This is a genomic window from Marinilactibacillus psychrotolerans (assembly GCF_900101525.1).
In the GTDB taxonomy this organism is placed as follows: Bacteria; Bacillota; Bacilli; order Lactobacillales; family Carnobacteriaceae_A; genus Marinilactibacillus; species Marinilactibacillus psychrotolerans.
In genome coordinates, this window is sequence record NZ_FMZD01000016.1 from 19,626 (window position 1) to 43,148 (window position 23,523).

General features: G+C 32.6%; 29 protein-coding genes. 8 read left to right on the forward strand and 21 right to left on the reverse strand.

Features of this window, described 5'->3' with window-relative positions; all coding sequences use genetic code 11:
- Positions 1-29: 29 nt before the first annotated feature.
- The 4 genes from BLT22_RS08930 to BLT22_RS08945 form a co-directional block, all read right to left on the reverse strand.
- On the reverse strand, positions 30-872 hold the full coding sequence (locus BLT22_RS08930; protein ID WP_091762620.1) for a PTS system mannose/fructose/sorbose family transporter subunit IID: 843 nt from the start codon (positions 870-872) through the stop codon (positions 30-32).
- Complete coding sequence (locus BLT22_RS08935) at positions 869-1,618, reverse strand: PTS mannose/fructose/sorbose/N-acetylgalactosamine transporter subunit IIC (protein WP_091762622.1); 750 nt, start codon at positions 1,616-1,618, stop codon at positions 869-871. Before BLT22_RS08935 ends, BLT22_RS08930 begins: the two co-directional genes overlap by 4 nt.
- A 15-nt stretch (positions 1,619-1,633) precedes the next feature.
- Positions 1,634-2,116, reverse strand: coding sequence for a PTS sugar transporter subunit IIB (locus BLT22_RS08940; RefSeq protein ID WP_091762624.1), 483 nt, complete (start codon positions 2,114-2,116; stop codon positions 1,634-1,636).
- 180 nt (positions 2,117-2,296) lie between these two features.
- Positions 2,297-2,488 (reverse strand): CAT RNA binding domain-containing protein, encoded by a 192-nt coding sequence (locus BLT22_RS08945; RefSeq protein ID WP_176935421.1) that lies wholly within the window; start codon positions 2,486-2,488, stop codon positions 2,297-2,299.
- A 126-nt stretch (positions 2,489-2,614) separates the two neighbouring features.
- On the opposite strand from BLT22_RS08945, the gene BLT22_RS08950 reads away from it, so the two are divergent.
- The 5 genes from BLT22_RS08950 (at position 2,615) to tnpC (ending at position 5,595) form a co-directional block, all read left to right on the forward strand.
- On the forward strand, positions 2,615-2,842 hold the full coding sequence (locus BLT22_RS08950) for a helix-turn-helix domain-containing protein (RefSeq protein ID WP_091762628.1): 228 nt from the start codon (positions 2,615-2,617) through the stop codon (positions 2,840-2,842).
- Between the two features lie 127 nt (positions 2,843-2,969).
- Complete coding sequence (locus BLT22_RS08955) at positions 2,970-3,242, forward strand: hypothetical protein (protein ID WP_091762630.1); 273 nt, start codon at positions 2,970-2,972, stop codon at positions 3,240-3,242.
- A 153-nt stretch (positions 3,243-3,395) separates the two neighbouring features.
- Complete coding sequence (locus BLT22_RS08960) at positions 3,396-3,596, forward strand: hypothetical protein (RefSeq protein WP_091762632.1); 201 nt, start codon at positions 3,396-3,398, stop codon at positions 3,594-3,596.
- Positions 3,583-3,942 (forward strand): IS66 family insertion sequence element accessory protein TnpB, encoded by a 360-nt coding sequence (tnpB, locus tag BLT22_RS08965; protein WP_091762634.1) that lies wholly within the window; start codon positions 3,583-3,585, stop codon positions 3,940-3,942. The genes BLT22_RS08960 and tnpB overlap by 14 nt, the downstream gene beginning before the upstream one ends.
- 102 nt (positions 3,943-4,044) lie before the next feature.
- Complete coding sequence (gene tnpC, locus BLT22_RS08970; RefSeq protein ID WP_091762636.1) at positions 4,045-5,595, forward strand: IS66 family transposase; 1,551 nt, start codon at positions 4,045-4,047, stop codon at positions 5,593-5,595.
- Positions 5,596-5,733: 138 nt separating this feature from the next.
- Here the strand turns inward: tnpC and BLT22_RS08975 are convergent, their stop codons facing one another.
- Positions 5,734-6,090: a hypothetical protein gene (locus BLT22_RS08975; protein ID WP_091762638.1), complete on the reverse strand. Its 357-nt coding sequence runs from the start codon at positions 6,088-6,090 to the stop codon at positions 5,734-5,736.
- A 132-nt stretch (positions 6,091-6,222) separates the two neighbouring features.
- Here BLT22_RS08975 and BLT22_RS08980 point away from each other — a divergent pair, with 132 nt between their 5' ends.
- Positions 6,223-6,480, forward strand: a complete 258-nt coding sequence (locus tag BLT22_RS08980; protein ID WP_091762640.1) for a hypothetical protein — start codon at positions 6,223-6,225, stop codon at positions 6,478-6,480.
- 167 nt (positions 6,481-6,647) lie between these two features.
- On the opposite strand, the gene BLT22_RS12500 is transcribed toward BLT22_RS08980, so the two are convergent.
- Positions 6,648-6,776, reverse strand: a complete 129-nt coding sequence (locus BLT22_RS12500) for a hypothetical protein (protein ID WP_256333885.1) — start codon at positions 6,774-6,776, stop codon at positions 6,648-6,650.
- A 57-nt stretch (positions 6,777-6,833) separates the two neighbouring features.
- Here BLT22_RS12500 and BLT22_RS08985 point away from each other — a divergent pair, with 57 nt between their 5' ends.
- Positions 6,834-7,073 (forward strand): hypothetical protein, encoded by a 240-nt coding sequence (locus BLT22_RS08985; protein ID WP_091762643.1) that lies wholly within the window; start codon positions 6,834-6,836, stop codon positions 7,071-7,073.
- Between the two features lie 119 nt (positions 7,074-7,192).
- A complete protein-coding gene (locus BLT22_RS08990; protein WP_091762645.1) occupies positions 7,193-7,531 on the forward strand; it encodes a hypothetical protein in 339 nt (112 codons plus the stop codon).
- A gap of 743 nt (positions 7,532-8,274) precedes the next feature.
- Here BLT22_RS08990 and wzx read toward each other — a convergent pair.
- From wzx to BLT22_RS09065, 15 genes are all read right to left on the reverse strand, one after another.
- Positions 8,275-9,687, reverse strand: coding sequence for an O-unit flippase-like protein (wzx, locus tag BLT22_RS08995; protein WP_091762647.1), 1,413 nt, complete (start codon positions 9,685-9,687; stop codon positions 8,275-8,277).
- Positions 9,674-10,261 (reverse strand): acyltransferase, encoded by a 588-nt coding sequence (locus BLT22_RS09000; RefSeq protein WP_091762649.1) that lies wholly within the window; start codon positions 10,259-10,261, stop codon positions 9,674-9,676. The genes wzx and BLT22_RS09000 overlap by 14 nt, the downstream gene beginning before the upstream one ends.
- A gap of 20 nt (positions 10,262-10,281) precedes the next feature.
- Complete coding sequence (locus BLT22_RS12540; RefSeq protein ID WP_280525130.1) at positions 10,282-10,899, reverse strand: CatB-related O-acetyltransferase; 618 nt, start codon at positions 10,897-10,899, stop codon at positions 10,282-10,284.
- Between the two features lie 11 nt (positions 10,900-10,910).
- Entirely contained in the window at positions 10,911-11,573 is a 663-nt protein-coding gene (locus BLT22_RS09010; protein WP_091762653.1) for a xenobiotic acyltransferase family protein, read from the reverse strand.
- A 3-nt stretch (positions 11,574-11,576) separates the two neighbouring features.
- Positions 11,577-12,449, reverse strand: a complete 873-nt coding sequence (locus BLT22_RS09015; RefSeq protein ID WP_091762655.1) for a glycosyltransferase family A protein — start codon at positions 12,447-12,449, stop codon at positions 11,577-11,579.
- Between the two features lie 37 nt (positions 12,450-12,486).
- A complete protein-coding gene (gene wzy / locus BLT22_RS09020) occupies positions 12,487-13,944 on the reverse strand; it encodes an O-antigen polysaccharide polymerase Wzy (RefSeq protein WP_091762657.1) in 1,458 nt (485 codons plus the stop codon).
- Between the two features lie 3 nt (positions 13,945-13,947).
- Entirely contained in the window at positions 13,948-15,084 is a 1,137-nt protein-coding gene (locus BLT22_RS09025) for a glycosyltransferase (protein ID WP_091762659.1), read from the reverse strand.
- A gap of 29 nt (positions 15,085-15,113) precedes the next feature.
- Positions 15,114-16,001 carry a glycosyltransferase family 2 protein gene (locus tag BLT22_RS09030; RefSeq protein ID WP_091762661.1) on the reverse strand — a complete coding sequence of 296 codons (888 nt, stop codon included), beginning with the start codon at positions 15,999-16,001 and terminating at the stop codon, positions 15,114-15,116.
- 9 nt (positions 16,002-16,010) lie between these two features.
- The gene (locus BLT22_RS09035; RefSeq protein ID WP_143020647.1) at positions 16,011-16,580 is read right to left on the reverse strand and encodes an acyltransferase; all 570 of its coding nucleotides are present in this window, start codon (positions 16,578-16,580) and stop codon (positions 16,011-16,013) included.
- Between the two features lies 1 nt (position 16,581).
- On the reverse strand, positions 16,582-17,556 hold the full coding sequence (locus BLT22_RS09040) for an SDR family oxidoreductase (RefSeq protein WP_091762664.1): 975 nt from the start codon (positions 17,554-17,556) through the stop codon (positions 16,582-16,584).
- Positions 17,557-17,573: 17 nt separating this feature from the next.
- Complete coding sequence (locus BLT22_RS09045) at positions 17,574-18,893, reverse strand: nucleotide sugar dehydrogenase (RefSeq protein ID WP_091762666.1); 1,320 nt, start codon at positions 18,891-18,893, stop codon at positions 17,574-17,576.
- Positions 18,894-20,009 (reverse strand): glycosyltransferase family 4 protein, encoded by a 1,116-nt coding sequence (locus tag BLT22_RS09050; protein ID WP_091762668.1) that lies wholly within the window; start codon positions 20,007-20,009, stop codon positions 18,894-18,896.
- A 2-nt stretch (positions 20,010-20,011) separates the two neighbouring features.
- Complete coding sequence (locus BLT22_RS09055) at positions 20,012-20,854, reverse strand: NAD-dependent epimerase/dehydratase family protein (RefSeq protein ID WP_091762670.1); 843 nt, start codon at positions 20,852-20,854, stop codon at positions 20,012-20,014.
- Between the two features lie 23 nt (positions 20,855-20,877).
- Positions 20,878-21,504 (reverse strand): sugar transferase, encoded by a 627-nt coding sequence (locus BLT22_RS09060; protein WP_091762672.1) that lies wholly within the window; start codon positions 21,502-21,504, stop codon positions 20,878-20,880.
- 100 nt (positions 21,505-21,604) lie between these two features.
- Positions 21,605-23,482 (reverse strand): polysaccharide biosynthesis protein, encoded by a 1,878-nt coding sequence (locus tag BLT22_RS09065; protein ID WP_091762674.1) that lies wholly within the window; start codon positions 23,480-23,482, stop codon positions 21,605-21,607.
- Positions 23,483-23,523 lie beyond the last annotated feature (41 nt).

A 23,523-nucleotide genomic window follows, 5' to 3' on the forward strand; every position in this document is an offset into this window, starting at 1 on the left:
ACCTATTTCCTCCTTTTATGTTTTTGTAACTAAATAACACCAATTAATGTGAGCAGAATTGCAAATACCATTACAAATAGAATAATCTGCAAGTATTTAGGTCCTTTTTTTATAATGAAATAATAAATACCCATTACTAAGGCAAACGGCAATAAATTGGGAATCATATTGTCTATCAATTCTTGAACCTGTACAGTTTCTGCTTCACTGGAATAACTTAAAATCGTTTCAAATTTAACGTAAGCAGCTGATAAACACCCAATCATAAATAAGCCAACAATACTTGCAATATCAATAACCTTTTTAATTGCTCCAGATTGAAGGATCGATAGAACTGAGTTTTTACCCAAATTGTATCCTCTATTAAATAGGAACCAAGAAAATCCATAAGCCCACGCCATATAAATAAGTGAAGGGACAAAAGCAGCAAAAATTGATCCATTCAATGCCATTGGAACAAAAATAGCCAGTGGAATAGTCATTACAATTCCTTGATCCACACTATCTCCAATGCCGGCTAAAGGCCCCATCAAACCAATTTTTAATGACTCCATCATTTCTTCACTAACGTCTTTATTCCCTCTTGCTCTTTGTTCTTCCAAGGATATGATTATTCCATGAATTACACTCCCCCAGTCCGCATTAGTGTTAAACATACGAGCATGACGTCTCATGGCTTGTTGTAATTCTTCTGGTTGGTCTTTATAAACTTTTCTCAAAATTTTATTGATAGAGTAACAAAATCCTAGTGCTTGCATTCGATCAAAACTCACCGGTACCTCTACCACTAGACACCATCTCAACCAAGCAATAAATAAATCAAATTTTGTTACTTTTTTTGAATCATTTTGTACTTCTACTTTTGAGCTCAAGCTATTCCCTCCTCATCTGAATGTTGTTTAAATAAAGAAACTATCATTGCTAGTGATAACGCAAAAACAGCTCCTGTCAACATAGAAAATCCTGCTATCGAATAAGCAAAGAACCCTAAAACAAAGAATGGTAAATAATGACGTTTACCCATAACCACTAAGGTTAAGCTAAACCCTAAGGCTGGTAGCATAGCCCCGGCATTAGATAGACCATTCATAATCCATTCTGGTATAAAATCGATAAAAGCTTGTACGACATTTGCTCCAAAAAGCGTTGCTATAAATACAGGTGTAAAATACAAAACACCATTTGCTAACCAGGGTAGTAAAAAGGTATATAAAGAAACTTTATCGTATTTTTCTTGTTCAATCATTGTATCGGAACGACTATTAAAAAAAGTATTAATTGTTCTTCGGACATTATTAATCAGTACACCAAGTACTCCAAATGGAATAGCTAACGCTACAGCAGTTGTAGGATCTAAATTATTTAATAAAGCTGCCGGTATAGCAATACAAGCTGCCAAGGCTTGGTCACTTGGTATATTACCTCCTGCTTCAATTCCACCCATATAAAGTAATTGAATAGTTGCACCATATAATAATCCTGCTTGTGCGTCACCGAATATCCAACCGATTAATACACCAAGAACAACCGGTCTTCTAAGTGCGTAAGAAAAGAAGTAATGTGCTCTTCCCATAGAGAGCCAATACAGTAAACCTACTAATATTGATTGTACGAACATAAATAAACCTCCTCTTTATAGTTTTTTAACTGCATCCTCCAACTTCATAGAAGGATAATCAGGTGTAGTTTGCAGATATACCTCAATTCCTTTATTTTCTATTTCAATTAGCCAGTCTGCATCTTCTTGATTTAAAGTAATAGCATTATTTACCGACTTTCTATCTGGTCCACCACCTAACCCTCCTACTTGAACATCCTTTAACTCTAGTCCTTTTTGAACTGCTTCATATAACTGCTGCACAGTCTTAAATAAAAGTAAGACTTTCCGATGTTCGAAGTTACCATCTAATTGTGATTTTATGGCTTTATCCACATCCATTATTTTGATATTTACACCCTTTGGAGCTGCCATTTTAAACACTTCTTGCATAAAGATGTCTTTACTTAGTGATGTATCAACAGCAATAATCTCATTTGCATCACATCGCTTCACCCATTGAGTAATCACTTGTCCATGAATCATTCTGAAATCTATTCTCGTTAATACGATTGGCATTGCTGTTACCTCCTATTTTTTAAAAAAATGTTAATACTTCTATCCCCCTCTCATCAATCTTGTTTCGTAGATCACCTCCTTAAATAAATCCAAATAAAAAACCCAAACTCTCTACGGACACAATGGTCGTTGTAAAGAATTTGGGTTAAAGCCTCATGATTGACATTGAGTAACTCCCCATTATTCAGTTTTAATTATGATTCGTTCTTTGTATCTTTGATCTTCGACGAATACATTTTGGATCAGTTTCTTATTGATGATATCTCCTCTCGCTTTTTTGAATCCCAGTCCCTTACCTGTTACAACACATTTCCTCCCCTCTTCTGTCCTGACTATTACTGCATTATTAGATACAACATGAAGGGCTTTCATTTTATCTAACCTTTCATAATAAATTATAATAATTAAATCACAAATGATGTTCATTCAGTAATCACTTACATAGTATATTTTAGTTTATGATGGTTATAAAGTCAACAATGGAAAGAGGTTTTTTATATGAAAGAGAAAAAAATTGTTTTCCATATCCATCAGCTCTTAACAGAACGCAATATGTCTATGCGTGAGCTAGGTAGGTTAAGTGACATCGACATATCTAAATTAAGTCCTTTAGTCAACGGCAAACGTCAGCGTGTGGATATTGGTCATCTACAACGTATTGCGGAAGCACTTGATTTAGATGATATCAATTCAATGATTTCAATTGAAACTGTTGAAAATGAGTAATCAATCTTTGATTAACTAAATATTACCACATAGTGAATAGCTATCTGTTATAGATAGCTACATCATATAAGAATAATTTTAGAAATAACCAATTTTGGATTAAAAATTATAGAAAAGGAGAATTATCATGAATCAAAAAGGAACTTTAACTGAGGACAAAAAGGAATATCATTATAACATTCCTCTATCCGATAATATGGATTACACTAAATTTGAAACAAAACAATACTTAGAAGAACAATCAAAAAAATTCGAATTAATATCTATTTCACATAGAAAAGTAATCATTGCTAAAATAGATCACTCTGAAATCAGTGCTGAAGAGTTTCAATGGTTAGACAAATTGGTACCAGATTATTTTGATGACATTGAATATCAAGTCTTATTTGAAAAAGAATAATTTTTTTCTAAAAGTCTAAATTGTTCAATTTCTTAAATCACATAAATAGAGGTAGGATTGTCAAAAAGGTAAGCGATGAATAGCTGGGTACCTGTTAGTCCGTATGTCCTCCTGTTAAACTTAAGTTATCTTAAGTACGCAGGAGGTATTAAATTGGAAAAGAATAAACAGGCCATCGTTCCTATCAAATTACAAGAGAACCAAAAAGATCTTCAAACCGCTACGAATGCCTTACCACAGAAAGTAGTAGCCCATTTGAAACGTAGCCAAACTGAGCTGTTTATATATGAGGGGATCAAACCATCGACGTTGAGAATTCTCCTTACGGAGATGGCTATCCATGAAACTCATTGACTTTACTCAGGTAGAGAATATTTTTATTGTGTGTGGTAAGACAGATATGCGCCGCCAAATTGATGGATTAGCCGCAACGATCACGGAAGAATATGATATGGATGTTTATAACGACGCTCTATTTCTCTTTTGTGGTGGACATAAAGATCGTTTCAAAGCTCTTTATTGGGAAGGCGATGGCTTCCTTCTTTTATATAAACGCTTAGAGAATGGCAAATTGAATTGGCCGCTTAACCAAAACGAGGTTCAAAAGTTAAGCGCGCAACAACTACGTTGGCTACTAGAAGGGTTATCAATAAACCAGAAAGTCTCCATCAAACCTGCGGTTAAAGGAAGCATAGCCTAAGAAATAAGAGAGAAATTGATAAAAAAATCAAGGACTCTCTCGTTTTCTTTTCCTCATTATAGTAAAATTTAAGAACTATTTAGGTGAGGAGAGGCAAACAACATGTCTATCAAGAGCGAAAAACAGTTTGAAGTGATTATTGAAAAATTAGATCAGCTTTTAGAAGAAAACAAACAACTGAAGACCCTTATTGCTCAAAAAGATGATGAGCTCTCTTTACAGAAAGAACAAATTGATTTCCTAACTCAAAAACTTTATGGTCCAAAGAAGGAAACGCTGAAGAATAACCCAAATCAAGGAAACTTGTTCAATGATCGGCTTTTTAATGAACCAGAGCAGACTGGTGATCAAAGCGACGAAGATGAAATCATTGTCACGAAAGTTGTCCGTCGCAAAAAACGCAAAGGATTAAAAGACCAACAGTTAGCATATCTACCGACGGTCGATCATATCCATGAACTTGAATCTTGCACTTGCCCAACCTGTAAAGAAGCCATGAAAGAAGTGTCTACTCAATTGATTCGCCAGGAAGTAAAGTTTATCCCGGCAAAATTGGAAAACCACAGACATTTCCAGAAAACCTATGGATGCGCGAACTGTGAGAAAAGTGGAACGAGGACACCATTTGCAAAATCTGAGATTCCTAGACTACCGTTAAATAATACGGCTGCCTCTGCGTCACTGATAGCGGAAACGATGTATCAGAAGTTTGAACAGAAAGTCCCGGCCTATCGTCAAGAATCTTACTGGAATCTCCTTGGTTATCCGCTCCCTCGCCACACCATTACGAACTGGCACATTAAAACGTCGCAGTATTATTTCGAAGAACTCGTGGCTGAAATGCGCCAAGAACTCTTGAACCAGAAGGTTCTTCACGCCGACGAAACAACATTCAAAGTACTGAACGACAAAGACCGTCAAAAATCCTATATGTGGTTATTCAGTACGGGCAAATACAGCGAACGCGCCATACATATCTTTAAGTTAGGTCCGTCACGCAGCGGATCCGTTCCCAGAGATTTTCTAGAGCATTATACTGGCTATCTGCATAGTGATGGATTCTCTGGGTATAATCATCTTCCAGGGGTGACCATGATCGCCTGTTTGGCGCATATCAGACGGAAGTTCTATGACGCACGTCCAAAGAACTATTCCAATAAGAGTGTAGCTCATAAGGGTGTCACGCTGTGTAATGCGCTATTTGCATTGGATAAGTCCCTAAAGGACTTATCTGTTAACGAACGGTATGATTACCGCCTAGCCTTAGTGAAGCCGAAGCTTGAGGAATTTTTTGACTGGTGTGAATCCCTGACTGCGCATGGGAAACTTGGCACAGCAATCAACTATGCGCTGAATCAAAAAGAGCGAATGATGAATGTTCTGGAAGACGGCCGTCTTGTGCTATCCAACAATCTAGCCGAACGTGGGATCAAGTCCCTCGTCATGGGAAGAAAAAACTGGCTTTTCTCTAAATCATTTGAGGGTGCACATGCCGTTACGACTATTTTAAGTCTCATCGAAACGGCCAAATCTAACGGATTACATCCGCGAAAATATTTGGCTTATCTCTTAACGAACCTTCCAAATCGACAAAATACACCTTTGGAGGCTTATTTGCCATGGGATCCAAAGGTGCAAATGGAATGTCGCTAGACATTTACTCTTATTATAATCTTCGGACATCTCTTAGTATAGAGGTGTCTTTTTTTCATGTGAAGGTACTCAACTATTCATCGCTTACTCAAAAAGGACAATCCTACCTCTATTTAGTTTTTTAATAATAGCTTCTAATTATTTTGATTCAAATGACAGTTCTGGACTTGTACTCACAATTACTGTCTGACCTTCTTTTAATTCTACGTCTAGTGATTCAGCTCCAAGTTCTCCATCAGGATCAATTGGGTCCATAACTGCCGGTAATTTTTCGCCAGCATCGTAAACCATAATCTTTCCACTTTTTTCTCCCGTTGTTGTTACGGTGTAATTTCCGGGTTCAATATCTGTTCCAACTTCCCACATTCCAGTTGTTAAAACATTGGATACTGATCGTTCTTTTACAGGAGTGAAAGTAGTCTCTTCCATCCCTTCTAATTGAATATCCTGTCCTTCTATTAAATCTAAGGTTAGATTGGGAACCCCCCATTCCAAGTCCTTCCCCTTGTGACTGCTAAACTGTATTGTGCAGTTACCGCTAGAAAAGAATGTGCACTTTTACCCTAACACTTCGTTCCTTTTGATAAACTAGAGCAGTTAGTTTATTGACTGGAAGGAGAAGAAAAGGTGGATTTTGAAAAAGTAAACAGAATTACGAAGGTGCACCATTACAAAAAGAAAGGATTCTCAAATGCAAAGATAAATCGAATGCTCGGCATTCATAGAAATACCGTTAGAAGTGATTTGCAGAAGAAGCCCAAAGAAGCAATATTCTGGGTCAAATCACTGACCAATCGGGAAAGAAAGGTTGAGCCTTATAAAGAAACGATAGTGAATTGGCTTAGTAATGAGCCAGAATTATCCGCAGCTCAAATTGAAAACTGACTGAATGAACAATTCGACTATAAAGAAGCAGCTTCTAGTACCATTCGCTCGTATGTTAAAGAGTTAAAGGAAACCTACAGTATCCCAAAAGTCTTTACTCACCGCCATTACGAAGCGGTATCTGAAACTCCCCGTTGGCAAAAAAATCCAAGTAAATTTTGGAGAAATCATAGTACAACATGCATTAACCGATAAACGAGTAAAGTTGTATTGGGTTCGTCCTCTCCCATTCCCGATTCAAATACATTAAATGGCAGGATAAGTCTTTCACCACCAGAGATGTCATATGAACTCATAAGAACGCCTTCGATTATTTTGAGGGACTCACAGAAGAAATCGTATATGATCAAGATATGCTAATAATCGTCAGTGAAAACCACGGAGATATCTTATTTACTAAACAATTTCAGTCGTATGTATTGAAGAAACAATTTATCGTTCATGTCTGTCGTGCCGCTGATCCAGAATCAAAAGGAAAAGTCGAAGCTGTCATTAAATTTGTGAAGTATAACTTTGCGAGAGGACGACGCTTTCGGACAATTAAGTCGTGGCAAGAACAATGCGAAGCTTGGTTAGACCTAACGGGTAATTAAAAAATTCATGAGAAAACAAAAATAGACCGATAGACGTGTTTACTCTGGAAAAGCCACACCTCAGCTGAATCTCTAAGAAACGCATTCTTTCGAATAATGAAAGTATAACAAAGACCATATTGAAAGACAATACGATTCAATTTCAGTCAAATTACTACTCGGTTCCTATAGGAACCTACCAATCAGGAAAGACAACGAAGGTCCGTATAACGACAATTGACACTCATCTTTACGCGTACGATATGAAGAGCGATCGGCTGATTGCCCAACATCCCCTAACAAAAGGTAAAGGCAACCTTATCAAAGATTCTAATCATGGTCGCGAAGAAGATAAGAGACAGAAGCTTGATCAGCATATCTGTGAAGCGCTCCGCAACTTTGAAGAAAAAGAGAAAACGGCGGTCTTTATTGATCACCTAAAAGTTAGGTATCCTAGACACATTAGGGACCAGTTATGAGTCATAGAATCCATTGTAGATAAAAACAGCGATGTATTAGACAAAGCATTGAACGCATGTCTAGCATTGAATTTGTTCAGTGCGTCTATTTAAGAAACGTGGCAATAGATATGGCCCGTCGACACGGCCAGACAGATACTCACTCTGAAAAAATTGACAAGTTACCTAAACTATCAAGCGATTACCGCTAAAGAACGTTCCTTTGAGTCGTACTTAGAGGTGCTGGGAGGTGAACAACAATAGGAACAACAGAGAAACTTCAAACACAATTCAAACAATTTCGAATACCTGAAACAGCACAGGCTCTACCGTCGTTTCTTCGGGAAGCGGAACAACATGTAAAGCACAGTTATAAAATGTAGGAAAGTGACAATGAAAAATTGTTAGTTTCCTACATTTTTTATATACTCTTCTTATCCCCTATGAAATTGGAGTGTGATAAGAATGAGAAGAGACCTCAAAGGAGGAGTGAAAAAGTATATGATAGATGATGGCATAAAGCCTAACTATTCTGTATTAGTGGACAATATAAATGTGATTATCGGATCGTAATAGCAACCTACCAAGAAGCTTTACAAGGTGATAAACTAAGTAGATTAGACCCATACAAGCAAATCATAGAAATTAAATTGGAAGAACAATGTACCGCAAAAAGTATTTACAAATTTATTCAGAAGAAAGGATATACCGGCAATTACATGGGGTAAGAACAAAATATTACTCATATGAGATAAATAATAATCTTATTTTATTAATTTACTAACTTCATTGAAACCAATTTTAATAATTTCACTTATTTTCATATCTAATTCTTTGAGGACGAATTTTGGCCAGTACCAATAATTATAGATCCCTTGAATCATTGTACGAGATATCAATATACTCCATATTCCTAAATTAGTAAAATTCAAAAGAGCAAATGTTAAAATGACAACTCCAACACCTGACAAAAAAGACGACTTATAAAATGGAATACTATTTCCTGTCAAAATATAAGAAACAAACTTATTATAATTAAAATCTAAAAACAAATCTATTCCCATATACATTAAAATCGGTCTAGGTAACATTGACGTGTTTGACCCTATTATTCTAAGTATAGGTTCTGAAAAGAATACTATACCTATGACGCCTATAACATAAGCTATCCAAGAGACAACAATTGATAGTGAAAAAAATTCTTTTATCATTTTATTATTGTTATTCACTCTTGCTTCGCTCATTTTTATCATGTAAGTACTAAAAAATATTGATGCAAGTGCATATAACATGTTAAACATCTGAAAGGCTAGTCCATATGAAGCCGTTACTTTTAAACCCAAATAATTTGAAGTAAATAACACTGAAGATTGTAATGTCAAAAAAGTTCCTAATGAGAATATTCCAGTTCTCCAAGCGCTATGCCATATAACCAAAAAAACTTCTTTAATATTCTCAACTATATCTTTGTATGCGACTTTATAATTTAGTTTACCTTTTATTCTTTCACTATTATAAAAATATTTTATCGAGAGCTGTCTAGTTACTACTCCTGATACTAGATATGCTAATGCAACTCCAATGATAGTCAATCCTAGAAAAAGACATACAAGAGAAACTACTATCTGTACTAATCTTGCATATAGTATACTTTTTTGTGAACCTTTAACTAATCCAACACCCTTAAGCGCTGCCCTCCAATAACCATAGTACATATTTAGAAATACTGCGACAGAATATATAATCCATGCAACAATATATTTCAAACTAAAGTTATCTTCAAGTATATTGATTACATATAATGTTCCTAAAGTCGTCATACCAGCTAGCGCAGTTAAAGCAATAATCAAATAGATCATTCTACTGGCTTTTATTATCAAGTATAGTAGTTCATAATTAGGTGTTGCGTCCGTTTTTTCATTACCTAATCCAGATTTAGTTAGTTTTTTAACTCCACTCCAAGAATATGTAAAGTTTCTAGTTATAGTGGGTAAGAATCCAAAATCTAAAAGGTTAACCATTCCTCCTACACTTAAAAATGTATACCACAATCCTAGTTCTTGTGTTGGTAAAAAATTTAATACGAATGGCATTAAAATTAAATTTGTTCCATTATTTAATATATATCCCATGTAACTCCAAATTACTTCTTTTTTTCCAATTTTAATATTCATCATTTTTTACCGCCATGGTATCAAGGTCTTTTATTATCTTTGCCGGAACTCCACCGATCATATAATTTCCCCTACTAAAACTTTTGGTTACTACACTTCCGGCTGCTACTATTGTATGGTTTCCTAGATTAACTCCTGGTAAAATCACGGAATTCATTCCTATCCAGCATTTTTCTCCAAGTATTATAGACTCACCTTCTAAATGGTTTTCAAGATTTTCTGGATCATGATTAGCCGTAATTAAACCAACGTTAGGGCCAATATAAGTACCTTTTCCTATAAAAATATCTGCATAGAAACTTTGAAAGTATACTCCAAAACCTTGAAAGTTATTCATGTCATCTAAATTAAATTTTATGTTTTTCCAACCGCTTCCCATGGTCACTTTAAAAGATACTGGCCATGGTACTTTTCTATTAATTCCCAGTATTTTTTGCCAAAGCAAACCTTTCCAACACCATTTCCAACCACTTACATTATTATCAAACCATTTACCTCTTAAATACTCTTTTTCATAAAATAGAGGCATAATAATTTTACTTATAAGGATAAAAGCATTTTTACAAAATCTTTTCATTCTTCATCACCTATTTTCGATTAAATTTTTTCGATAACACTATTTATATTTGTAATGTCAAGTCCGCTTTGTAGTATTTCAGATGGCTCTTTTTCCCACCATTTGCTACTTGTTAGGCTATCAATAATTTCATTATTAAATCTATACCTTATAATTTTAGCTGGATTACCTCCAACAATTGCATAATCTGGTACATCTTTAGTAACTATTGAACCTGCACCTACTATTGCTCCATTACCTATATTGACTCCACTCATTATTAATGAGTTTGTGCCAATCCATACATCGTTCCCTATATCACAATATTTATCTATATCAGTTTTAAATAAATTTTCCGAAACAAATCCTCTATTTGGATTGCAAAACACAGCACTTGTTGATATCCAGTCAATAGGATGTTGAGCCAATCCTATTCTTACACCATTCGATATAGAGCAATATCTTCCAATATTTTTTACATTTTCCAAACTTAAATTATCTCCCAAAAATGTATATGCACCAATACTAATAGATTTATATCTTATAGAAATTTTCCCATCAATATGAACTTTAGATGATATATTTTTAAGATTCATGACCTTTTTTATTTTAAATTTTTCTTGTATATAAATGGGGGTTATAATTTTAAAAATTTTCATCATATTTCCTCCTATTCATTTAGGAATACTTCAATTGAATTACCAAAGTTCATTTTTTTAATTATATAATCTAAATCCTGATCCCACCAATTTTTATCTAGTTTAGATATTTCTTTTATTATAGTATTACTGAACCTCATCTTAATTTTTTCACATGGAATGCCAACCGAGATAGAGTATGGTTCAATATCTTTAGTTACTATACTTCCTGCCCCAATGACTGCCCCGTCTCCTATTTTAACATCTTGCATAACTACAACATTGCAACCTATCCAAACATCGTTTCCAATAACCACATTTCCTTGCATATTAACTTTTTGTTGAGTATTTTCATCAGTATCTCCAACATAGTATTTATCATATGTTACTGGGTGGGTAGTAAATCTATCTAATGGATGATTACCTATTCCAATCATACTATTTGGTCCTATAGAGCAATATTTTCCAATAATAGTGTTACTATTTATATAAACTGGATGCATTCCTTGTCTAGAATTAATATAAGTATAGTTATCAATCTTACATCCTTCCTCAATAATAGTATTTTTACCGATTTTTACATTTTTTCCCATCTCAACATTAGAACTTATATATTTAGTTTTAATTTCACAATTATTTTTCTTGTAATATTTTCTTTTTTTTATTTTATTTTCTATTTTTTTTATTATACTCAATTTTTATTTACCCCGCTTATTTTTCATAATAAAGTACAAACACCCCGGAACAGATAATACTTTTATAAATGAAAACTCGCTGAACAATATTGATTTCCATTTTTCACCTGACAATTTCCTATAACTTTGAATCCTTATTGTGTTTAAATACTTTTCTTTAAAATTTCTACTTAATTTAAACATGAGTTCATAGTAATCTACCATACCTTTAGGACTTCGGAATCTATCTCTTTCTATATTATTACTTATTCCATCTAATTGATATTCAACAATGCAAACTGTCTCATTTAGCAATAATAGATCACCTTCTTGATCCATTTGGTAATAAACGTACGAAGGTGGTATTCCTTTTTCCCCTTTATAAACTGGATACTTATATTTATTTAGTAAATTCGTTCTATATATTAGTTTTTTGTCTCCTTTAATCCCTTTTATTTTATATAAATTATACAAGCTAGATGTAGTGAGATTTTTTGGAAAAAGTTCTCCAACAATTTTCTTATCCTTTGTTTCGTTCAACGCTATTATACCCACTATACTTTTACTATTATTTTCTTGGTAGTAATCGTATATTTTTTGGACAGCACCAGTGGCTATGTAATCATCTGAATCTATACACATACAAAGTTCACCTTTTGCTATCTCACAAGCCAAGTTTCTAGCAGAATGTACTCCTTCGTTTTTTTTGTAAACATATACAATATTTAATTTACCAATCTCAATCCATTCCTCTACTTGTAACCTTGTGTTATCAGTAGAACCATCATCTATAACTATCCATTCAAATTTATTTTTATCTTCTTCACATAAACTTTCATAACACCTTTTTAACAGGTTACACCTATTATAGGTAGGTGTGTATATGGATAAAAACATTTTTATCCCCCAATCTTTTATAATTGTACATTGGTTTTTAGTTTGCAATGTTTAATCTATATCTAGACTTCAAGTGATTATACACAATCATAATGAGTACGTATAGTACTCCTGTAGAATAGAACAAATACCTAACTAACAACAATACTGAACTTCTTGAATAAATAACCAGATAAAAAATACTAATAGCTACAAATATATTTTTCAAGATTTGTTTGTCTTTTGATAGAGATTTTGGATATAAGACTTTTATTATTAAAAATCCTAATATTGACATAAAAAAAGTCCCGAACCATCCAAAATTATAGTATGCTTCTGCGATTAATGAGTATCCTGGTCCATAATTCATAGAAAGTGACTCTTTTAGCCAAGTAGCTAAAGCAGCTTGCTCAGCAAAGCTATATCCACCAAATAAAGCACTAGGTATTATAGCTAAAATTGAGGAAATATATGTTGTACCAAATCCAAAATCCTCTATATGATTGACAATATTCATTGTCTCTATCATAGGAAACATCGAACCACCAAATTCAGCAATACTTTCGAAAATTGGATTACCAAACAAAATATTATCGCTAATTAAAGTAAAAAAAGATTGAATGGTTTTATCACTCATATTTCTAAAATCAGATACAACACTGATTAATACTAAACCTATTACACCTGAGATCATCAACATTAAAAAATGTTTAGTTTTGAATTTTTTTACTTGATTACTGTACAGCCAAATAAAACTTATAATAAGAGCAAATGCATATCCTCGTAAGCCGATGATAATATTTCCTATGAAGATAAAAAATACTAAAACTGTAAAAATGTTTCTCATATTTTTTTTATGTTTATAAACAACAAATAATGTGAATAGACTTGGAATAAAAAACATATCTAATGAGTTTATTATATTTGAAAGTCCGCTCACTAAAGATGTGTCTTCATATATGGTTCTATATCCAGTAGTTACTGATGTTTCTATTTTATTGATTAGTTCTAGCATAAATCCAATACCTGAGAACAAAAAAATAGGTATTATTACCAACTTCATACTCTTTACTAAAAGTTTGTCTTCAATTTTTTCTATACAAGATACTTCATTTATAGAATTGAATTTGTAATTTAATAATGCACCTAGGTGTAAAAACAAAAAGCCTATACACGTAAATATTTCTGCAGCTAGTAACTCTTTATCACCATACATATAATATAACTCAAAATTTCCTGCTCTAATATTTAAAGCATATAAAAAAGTTTGTCCTAACCAAAACAAAAAACATGAAAGTAGAAATATTATATATGGTGAGAATCTTTCTTTAGTTAAAAACATCCAAGATGAGAAACACCAGATAACACAAATAATACTTATTATAGAATACAAAAGCGGACTATAGTCTGTTGATAGGCCTAGATTAATAACACCTAATATGATTGAGCTCACTATCACAATTATATTTATTAAGATTACAAAATTAATATTTTTTTTTCTATAGCTGTAGTTCATAATTTATCTTCCTTTATAAATATCACTTATTATTTTAATAGAAGAGCTTACATCATACCCATTTTTGTAAATATTGTTATAAGCTTCTTGTTTACTGGTCTTGTTATTAGTTTTTGCGTTTATAATAGCATTTACCCATTTATCCTTGCTGCTTTCATCAATATTTATGTAATTTATCAAATCCATGCCCATATCAATATCTTTTGTCACTTCACTAGAGACTATACAAGGTTTTCCTAATGATTGTGATTCTATCATAGTTAGCGGTAAACCTTCGTACTTTGATGGTAATAATACTACATCTATTAATTCTAATATATTATTTACGTTTTTACTCTTCCCTACAAAAAATACTTCTTCATCCAGTCCTAGCTCGTTTCTTTTTAATGTTAGTTCTCTTTCTAATTCGCCTTCACCTACAAAGTATATTTTAAAGTCTACGTTTTTTTTCTTTAATAGATTTGCTATTTCTAGTGAGTACATATGATTTTTTACATCTTTAAGTGTTCCTACTTGAACGATATTTATTCTTTTTTCGTTAATATCAAGACTTTCTGTAATATTTGCTGATAGGTGTTTATCTATTTTTTGAAAACTCTCACAATTTATAGAATTTTTTAATACAATACCTTTGGTAGCAAAACTCTTTCCAAACAAAAATCTTCCTGCATCATTCGAACATGCTACGTTTCTAGTTGTAGAAAGCAATATAATTTTTCTCATTATCTGGTGTTTCAGAACTGCTATCCTATTTGTTGCAGATGAAGATTTAGTACTATGAGCATGTGCTATTCTAACTTTTATATTACATATTTTTGCTACTAAAAGTGGCCATGATGAGTTAAATAGGATATGAGAATGAATAACTTCATATTCTTTGTCTTTAATAACCTTAAACAAATCACTTATAAATGAAAACAATCCTTCATCAGTAGGAGATGCAACATTTATTACCTTACCCCCTAATTCAATAATTTCTTCATCAAAATCTCCTTTTACTTCTCCAAAAGTAACAAAGTCAAACTGGATTTTTTTTTTATCAATTGCCCTATATAAATTCATTAAAAATGTTTCTGCTCCTCCTATATCCATTTTCCCTGTTATTTGGAGTATTCTTATAGGTTTATTTTCAGAATTCATGGTTATCTTTAACTCCTTATTATTTATAATTATTTAAGAAAATTAAATCTAAGTCTGATGAAAATATTAAGCATAATTCCCATTGGGATTGCTAAAAATGTCAAAACCTTTGCTGGTGAATCGCTTAAAAAATTTATGTTTTTTTCAAAAGTAGAACTTGATACATAATGAATAGCATTTCTAAATTTAACAGAAGTTAAACTACTATTTTTCATCATTTCTTTTCTATAATGCGAAAATCCTTTTGGAGATTTTACATAGTGCTTAATTTTATTAGAAGTTCCACCATCTTCTAGATATTCTACATAACACAATACATCATTTATAACAGATAATTTATAATTTACATCTAAATTGAAATATTTATAACCAACTGCTAAATATTTTTCTCCGGCAAATTCTGGGTATAGATCCTCTTTTATTAATTCCGTTCTATAAATCAATTTATAATCTCCGCGCAATTTAAATTTAAATCTTAAATCAAACAAGGTAGTTTCTTTTAATTCATTAGGTATTTTAGCCAAATGTTTACCTTCTAAATTTGCATCTATACCAATCATTCCACTAAATCTACTCTTGTCTTCGATATTATTCCAATTATTTAGAATAAGTTCAATAGAATTGTCAGATAAATAGTCATCAGAATCGCAGCACACACATAACTCTGTCATCATATTTATATGCGCTGTATTATGCGCTCCGTGCATTCCTTTATTTTCTTGCAGTATATATCTTATTTCAATTTTATTTTCTTTAATCCATTCATTAATTAATTCTTTTGTACCATCAGTCGATCCATCATCTATTATTAGCCAAGTAAAATCCTTACTCGTTTGGCGTAAAAGACTTTCATAACATTTATATATCGTATGTTTTCTGTTATATGTTGGTGTGAAAACAGTTATGCTTTTCTCCACTTTAATCCTCTATTCTAATAATTTTATTTTTTTAGCTGGGATACCTCCAGCTAAAATATTAGATTCTATTGTTTTATTTACAACAGCTCCTGCAGCTATTACAACTCTTTTATTAATAAAACTTCCAGCCAATATCCTTACACCACATCCTACCCATACATCACTTTTAATCGTGACTGGTTTTAGTGATAATTTATTATATTTTATAGGTAGACTCTTATCATCCCAAGTATGGTCACTACTTAGTATTGAAGTGCTGTGCGCTATAGATACATTATCACCTATATAAATATTTCCACTTGCATCAATATAAGAATTTGCATGAATGCTTACGTTATTTCCAATACTTAAGTTTTCAAAACAATTAATATATACATTTTTACCTATAAATACATTTTCACCGCAGCTTTTAGAATTTGTTTTCAAAATGCAATACCTTAAAACAATTCCTAACTTACCGTTCCAATTATTTATAAAATCCCACAATCTATTAATAAGAATATTTGGCAATAAATTTATTAATAGACTAGTGGTGTTTATAATATATATATACTTATTGAATTTTTCTTTCCCACTCATATTAGATATTCTCCTTATACCAATTTAAAGCTAATAGTATTCCTTTCTCAAAACTATAATCCGGATCGTAACCAATTAATTCTTTAGCTTTAGCAATAGAGGCATTAGAATGTTTAATATCACCCTTCCTAGTAGGTCCAAAAATAGGTACAACTTCTTTTCTTAGAGCTTTAGCTAATTCATAATAGATATCAATTAAATATTCTCTTCCTCCGTATGCGATGTTATAAGCTTGTCCAGCAGCATGTTTAGGTGCCTTACATGCCTTTAAGTTGGCTTCTATAATATTTTCGATATAAGTAAAATCACGACTTTGCTTACCATCACCGTTAATTGTAGGTCTCTCATCATTTAATAATTGTTTTATAAATTTAGGAATCACAGCTGCGTAAGCCCCGTTTGGATCTTGTCTTTTTCCAAAGACATTGAAGTATCTCAAGCCATATGTGTCCAGATTGTAGAGTTTAGTATATAACTTTCCATACTCTTCATTCACTTGTTTAGTTAATGCGTAAGGTGAAAGTATATTCCCTTCTATGCCCTCTTGTTTAGGTAAATTAGGCTCATCTCCATAAACTGATGAACTAGATGCATAAATAAACTTTTTAATGGCATTTTGTTTGGATGCTTCCATCATATTTAGAGTTCCCTTGATATTTACTTCTTCATAAAATAATGGCATTTCAATACTTCTCGGAACGCTCCCCCATGCGGCTTGATGTAATACATAATCCACACCCTCGCAAGCTTTGATGCATATATCCAAATTCCTTATATCCCCTTTGATAAAGGAGTAATTTGGATCATCAATAAACAGATCTACATTTTCTTGTTTTCCATTTGAAAGATCATCTAAACATCTGACTTTATAACCTTTATTTAATATAGCTTCACACAAATTTGAACCAATGAAACCTGCTCCGCCAGTCACAAGAAATACACTATCTTTTTCAAATTCTATATTTTCATATCCCATAGTATGCCCTTCCCTTTTTAAAGTCTCCAGTATTTATATCCTGCTATTTCATACTCTTTTCTATCTAAGATCCCTTTAATATCTAATAATACTTTATTCTCAGCAGATTTATTTTTAAACATCCCATCAAATTTTTCTCTTGTAAATTTTAAGAATTGATCATGACCAACAGCTACAACAATTGCATCCATTTCCTTAATGTCTTGCACTGAATCAAAAATTATATTATATTCGTGCATTGCTTCTTCAGCATCTGCTTCTGGATCTGCAATCATTGGATCAATACCATATTCTTTAAGTTCATTAACAATATCAATAACTCTTGTATTTCTTGTATCAGGACAATTTTCTTTAAATGTAAACCCTAGAATGGCTACCTTTGCATCTTTAACTGGTACATCTGCCTTAATGAGATTTTTTATTAAGTTTTCTACTACGTATTTACCCATATCATCATTAATTCTTCTACCTGAAAGAATGATTTGTGAACGATAACCTAATTGTTCAGCTTTATAGGTTAAATAGTAAGGGTCTACTCCTATACAATGACCGCCAACAAGACCTGGAGAAAAATTCAGGAAATTCCACTTAGTACCCGCTGCTTTAAGGACTGCCTTAGTATCAATGTCCATTTTATTAAAAATGATTGATAGTTCATTCATGAAAGCAATATTGATATCTCTTTGAGAATTTTCGATAACTTTTGCTGCTTCTGCAACTTTTATGGATTCTGCCTTATAGACCCCTGCGTATACTACCAATTCGTATATATTTGCAATAATATCAAGTGCCTCTGCATCACTTCCAGAGACGACTTTTATAATTGTTTCTAATCTATGAACTTTATCTCCTGGGTTTATTCTTTCTGGTGAATATCCTACCTTAAAATCTTTTCCATATACTAATCCAGATTCCTGTTCAAGAATTGGTATACAAATATCTTCTGTAACCCCTGGATAAACCGTAGATTCGAAAACCACTATTGAACCTTTAGTCAAGTTTCTTCCTAAAGTTCTAGTAGCAGATTTAACTGGAGTAAGGTCTGGTGTGTGGTCTGCGTTAACCGGTGTAGGTACAGCAACTATATGAAATTTAGCTTCTTTAAGCTTATTTTCGTCTGCAGTGAATTCAACAGTCGTCTTTTTTATAACCTCGTCTCCAACCTCTTTAGTTGGATCAATCCCATTATTATATAATTCAACTTTTTCATTACTGATATCAAAACCTATAACAGATGCTTTCTTGGCAAAAGCAACTGCGATGGGCATTCCAACATATCCTAGACCGATAAGTGAAATTTTTTCTTCCTTATTTTTGATTTGTTCATATAAATTCATTTATATTTCCTCCAAAATTCTATTGATTTCTTTTAAATAGGCGTCAACAACTATTGTTCTATCAAATTCTTTTTCGATTTTTCTTCGTCCTGCTCTTCCCATTGCCACCTTTTTTTCATTAGGCAATTCAATGAACTTACCTATTGCTTGAGTTAAACTTTCAGAATTTCTAGGTTCAAACCCAAAGCCGCTTATACCTTCAACAAATATTTCTTTACAGCCTGGAATATTGGATGCTAATACTGGTCTTCCAATTGCAGCAGCTTCTAACATAACATTAGACATTCCTTCATGGTATGTTGGGTGTATTATGGCATGCGAATTTTTGATGTACTCTCTAACATTATCTTTAGCTCCATGAAAATTAATGATCTTTTTCTCTTGTAGTACTTTAACTCTATCTTTATACTCGTCCTCGCAAAAGCCTAAAGCATCGAATTGAACATTTTTATACAACTTTTTTATTTTTTGAGCTGCTTCGATAAGTTCTTCTATCCCCTTATCTTTCATAATTCTTCCTATAAATAAGAATTTTACAGTAGAATCATCTTTAAAATAATCTTGATACGAAAATTCATCTATATTAACACCAGATCCTGGAATAACATTAAATTTTTTCATAGAAATACCATTATTAGTGAAAAAATCTTTATTGCTTTCGTTCTGAAAGAAAATACATTCCGCTTTTTGAAAAGCTTTTTTATAGAACTTAACTAATATTTTTTGAAGAATACCACCGCTGCCAACTGCAGTACCTAACCCTGTAACATTTGCTATAAAAGGTATATTTAACACTGAGCAGATAAGCCCACCATATATGTTGGGCTTAATCGTATATGAAAGTACGATATTTGGCTGTATTCTTTTCATTAACTTATAATATGATTTAATTAATTTAAAATCAGTTATAGGGTTCATTCCCCGTCTATCTAGTGGTGATTCTGTATAGATACATCCCATCTCGATTAATAGATCCACTTTTTCCCCATACGGTAAAGCGATGTGTACTTCATAACCTTCCTTCAGCAACCTTTGAATTATTTCTTTTCGAAAATTATAAGTATAAGAATGATGATTAGAAAGAATCAGTATTCTTTTATTCTTTTTAATGCTCATACTTATTCCTCCGTAGCCTTAATAGATTCTCTAAATTCACAAACTCTATAGTTGTTCTCAAACTCAGATAAACTCATCTCATATACTAAATCTCCAAATACTTTATTGACTATACTAATATTTATTAGTCTTAATATTGGATTAAACAATTTCGTCACTCTAATTTTTTTCCCATACATGTCAGCTATTAATCGAACCATCTCACTAGTATTCACGTACTCAGCGTTCTGAGGAAAGAAATGTCCATTACTTCTATTATCAATAAGCTGTTTTACAAATTCTGACAAGTTGTCTATGTAGATCATACTGCGCTTATTATCTATTTTCGGGAAAATTGGAACCTTAAGAGCTAGTCTCGAAAGTTTAGGGTAATTTCCTTTGCAGCCCTTTCCATAAACCATAGGGGGTCTTAGAGTTGCTACAGTAAATGAATTATTTTGAAGTGTATTAATTAGTTCCTCAGCTTCTAGTTTAGATTTTCCGTATGCACTATTTGGTTTAAGAGGAGTATTTTCATCAATTATTCCATTTTCAACACCGTACACACTCATTGAGCTCAAAAATATAAACTGCTTTACTCCATCTTCTTTTGCTTTTAGAGCAACTTCATAGGCTAAATCTCTATTTACTTTATAGTAAAGATTTTTATTGTCATTTGTTTCTTTAATGTGAGCTATACCAGCAACGTGAAATACAACATCATATGAATTAAAATCTCTTTCTTTCCATGATCTGTCTTTAATATCTATAGTATCAATACTGTATCTATTTGGTTCTTTCATTAACCACTTTTCAAGAGATGTTCCTATATAACTATTTTCACCAGTAATTAATACTCTTTTCATATCTTCACCTCAATCATATGATATTATGTTTCTTTAGAATTTTTGGTCATTTTTGATTTATTGCCAGTACCTCCTTCAAGAATACCGTCACTCCTAAATACACTGATTATGGTTCCGATAAAACATTTCACGTCCGTCAAAAAACCAATCTTTTCAACATACTCTCCATCTAGCTGTGCTTTTACCTCTATTTCCAGTTCATCTCTGCCATTAATCTGCGCCCAACCAGTAAGACCGACCGGTACATTGTTAGCGCCGTACTTGTCTCTTTCTTTAATAAGATCATACTGATTCCATAGAGCGGGTCTTGGACCGATAATACTCATTTCACCCTTGAATATATTGACAATTTGTGGGAGTTCATCTAATGACGTTCTGCGTAAGAACTTGCCAACTTCTGTAATCCACTGATCCGGATTTTCTAAGAGATGCGTTGGTGTATCTTTGGGCGTATCAATCCGCATCGTTCTAAATTTCAAAATCTTAAAATGACTTTTTTCTATACCTACTCTTTTTTGCTTGAAAAAAACAGGTCCAGGAGAATTTAATTTAATTGCTATAATAATTATTAAAAAAATTGGAGACAATAGGATAAGCCCTAATGAGGCAAGTATAATATCTATTAACCTTTTTACTTTTAAATAGCCCATATTGCTCCCTCCTACTTCATCTATTTATTTTAATCTATCTTGTATAATTTATATTTAAACCTATCAAGTTCAACTTGACTTTCCCACAATATTTAGTTAATCAAATATTCAAACTTTTTGCATAAAGCATAGATGATTCTCTACTCATGTTTTTTAAGTCTTTATTAGAATTCATGTTATTATTTGCAAATTTTATTAGCTTTTCTTTTAACGCTTCGTCATTCAAATCTTCTAAATTATCAGCAAAGATAAGAACCTCTTCAAGTGGAGCATTATTTACTTTTCCGACAAAGATTTTTTCAAAAACTTTTTCTTCGGTTAATTCTTCGTTAGTCAGTAATTCTTCATACAGTTTTTCTCCAGGTCTGATACCTGATTCTACGACTTTTATCTGACTATTCTTTTCTCCGCTTAATTGGATCATTTTGTTAGCTAAATCAACTATTTTAACTGGCTCTCCCATATCAAGGACAAAAATTTCTCCACCTTTTGCTAGGGACCCAGCCTGCAACACTAAACGGCTAGCTTCGGGAATGGTCATAAAATAGCGGGTCATTCTAAAATCAGTGACCGTTATGGGGCCACCTTTTTTGATTTGTTCTTTAAAAACTGGGATAACACTTCCTCTGCTACCTAAAACATTTCCAAATCTGACTGCTGCAAATTTTGTTTGGTCCTTTTCATTAAGCCCTGTCACAATCATTTCAGCAACTCGTTTAGTTGCCCCCATGACGTTTGGCGGGTTCACAGCTTTATCCGTTGAAACCATCACAAAGTTTTCAACACTTGCTGCTTTGGCTGCTTCAGCCATATTTTTCGTACCGAAAATATTGTTTTTTACAGCTTCTGAAGGATTATATTCCATAAGCGGAACATGTTTGTGTGCTGCTGCATGGTAGACGATATTTGGTTTATTCTCTTTCATAACTTTAAAAATACGCTCTCTATCTTGAATATCTGCAATCACAGGGATTAGTTCTATATTCTCTTCTTTCGCAATTTGTTGTAACTCTCTATTTATAAGATAAATAGAGTTTTCACCATGACCGAGTAGTAAGAGTTTCCTTGGAGAAAACCGGATAATTTGTCTACAAATCTCCGAACCAATCGAACCTCCTGCTCCAGAAACTAAAATAGTCTTTCCAGAAACTTGGTTAGAAATTTCTTCCATATTTAATTTCACTTCTTCTCTACCTAATAAATCAGAGATTTCGATTTCTTTAAATTTGTTAACTTGATAAGTTCCTTTGACAATATCTTCCACTGAAGGCATCTGGTTAACTTTTACCTTAGTTTCAGTTGCCTGACTTACGATACGATCTAGTTCTTTGGGTTCAAGTGAAGGAATAGCCACTGTAATCTGATCGATATCATATCTATTTACGATGTTACTTATTTCGCTTGTATTCCCTAAGATAGGAATCCCATAAATCGTGGTTCCTACTTTATTTATATCATCATCCACAACACCAACTAAGACAATTTCTGGATTATGCCTTAAATTCTTAATAAAAAGGCTCCCACCTTCACCAGCCCCTACAATGAGCGTACGAAAAACTTTGTTATTTAGATTATTCTCTATCTTTTCAAGTTTAACTCTGTGCTCAATCATAATTCTCCAGACAACTCTGCTGCTCGGAATAATAATCACAGTTAATATGTAAGATAAAAAAAGAAATCTCATACTAATTGAACTCCAAAGCATGAGTACTACAGAAGAAAGCAAATAATCTAGGGTAATCACACCACAATGTGTAAAAGTCTCTTTAATGCTTGTATACCGATTGATTTTATTAAAAATATTAAAACTATACGCTAGTATACAGTAGACTATTGTCAGAAATAAAAGTGAATAAATAACATCAGAGTTAGATATTGATACAAAAGGTTTTAAAAATAGATAAGAAAAGCCAATAGTAAGAATGATAACAATCAGATCTATAATGGCTAAAATGACTCGTTTAAGTTTGCGGTTCATATCAATACCCTCCTACTTTATTTAAACACTTTTGCATTTTC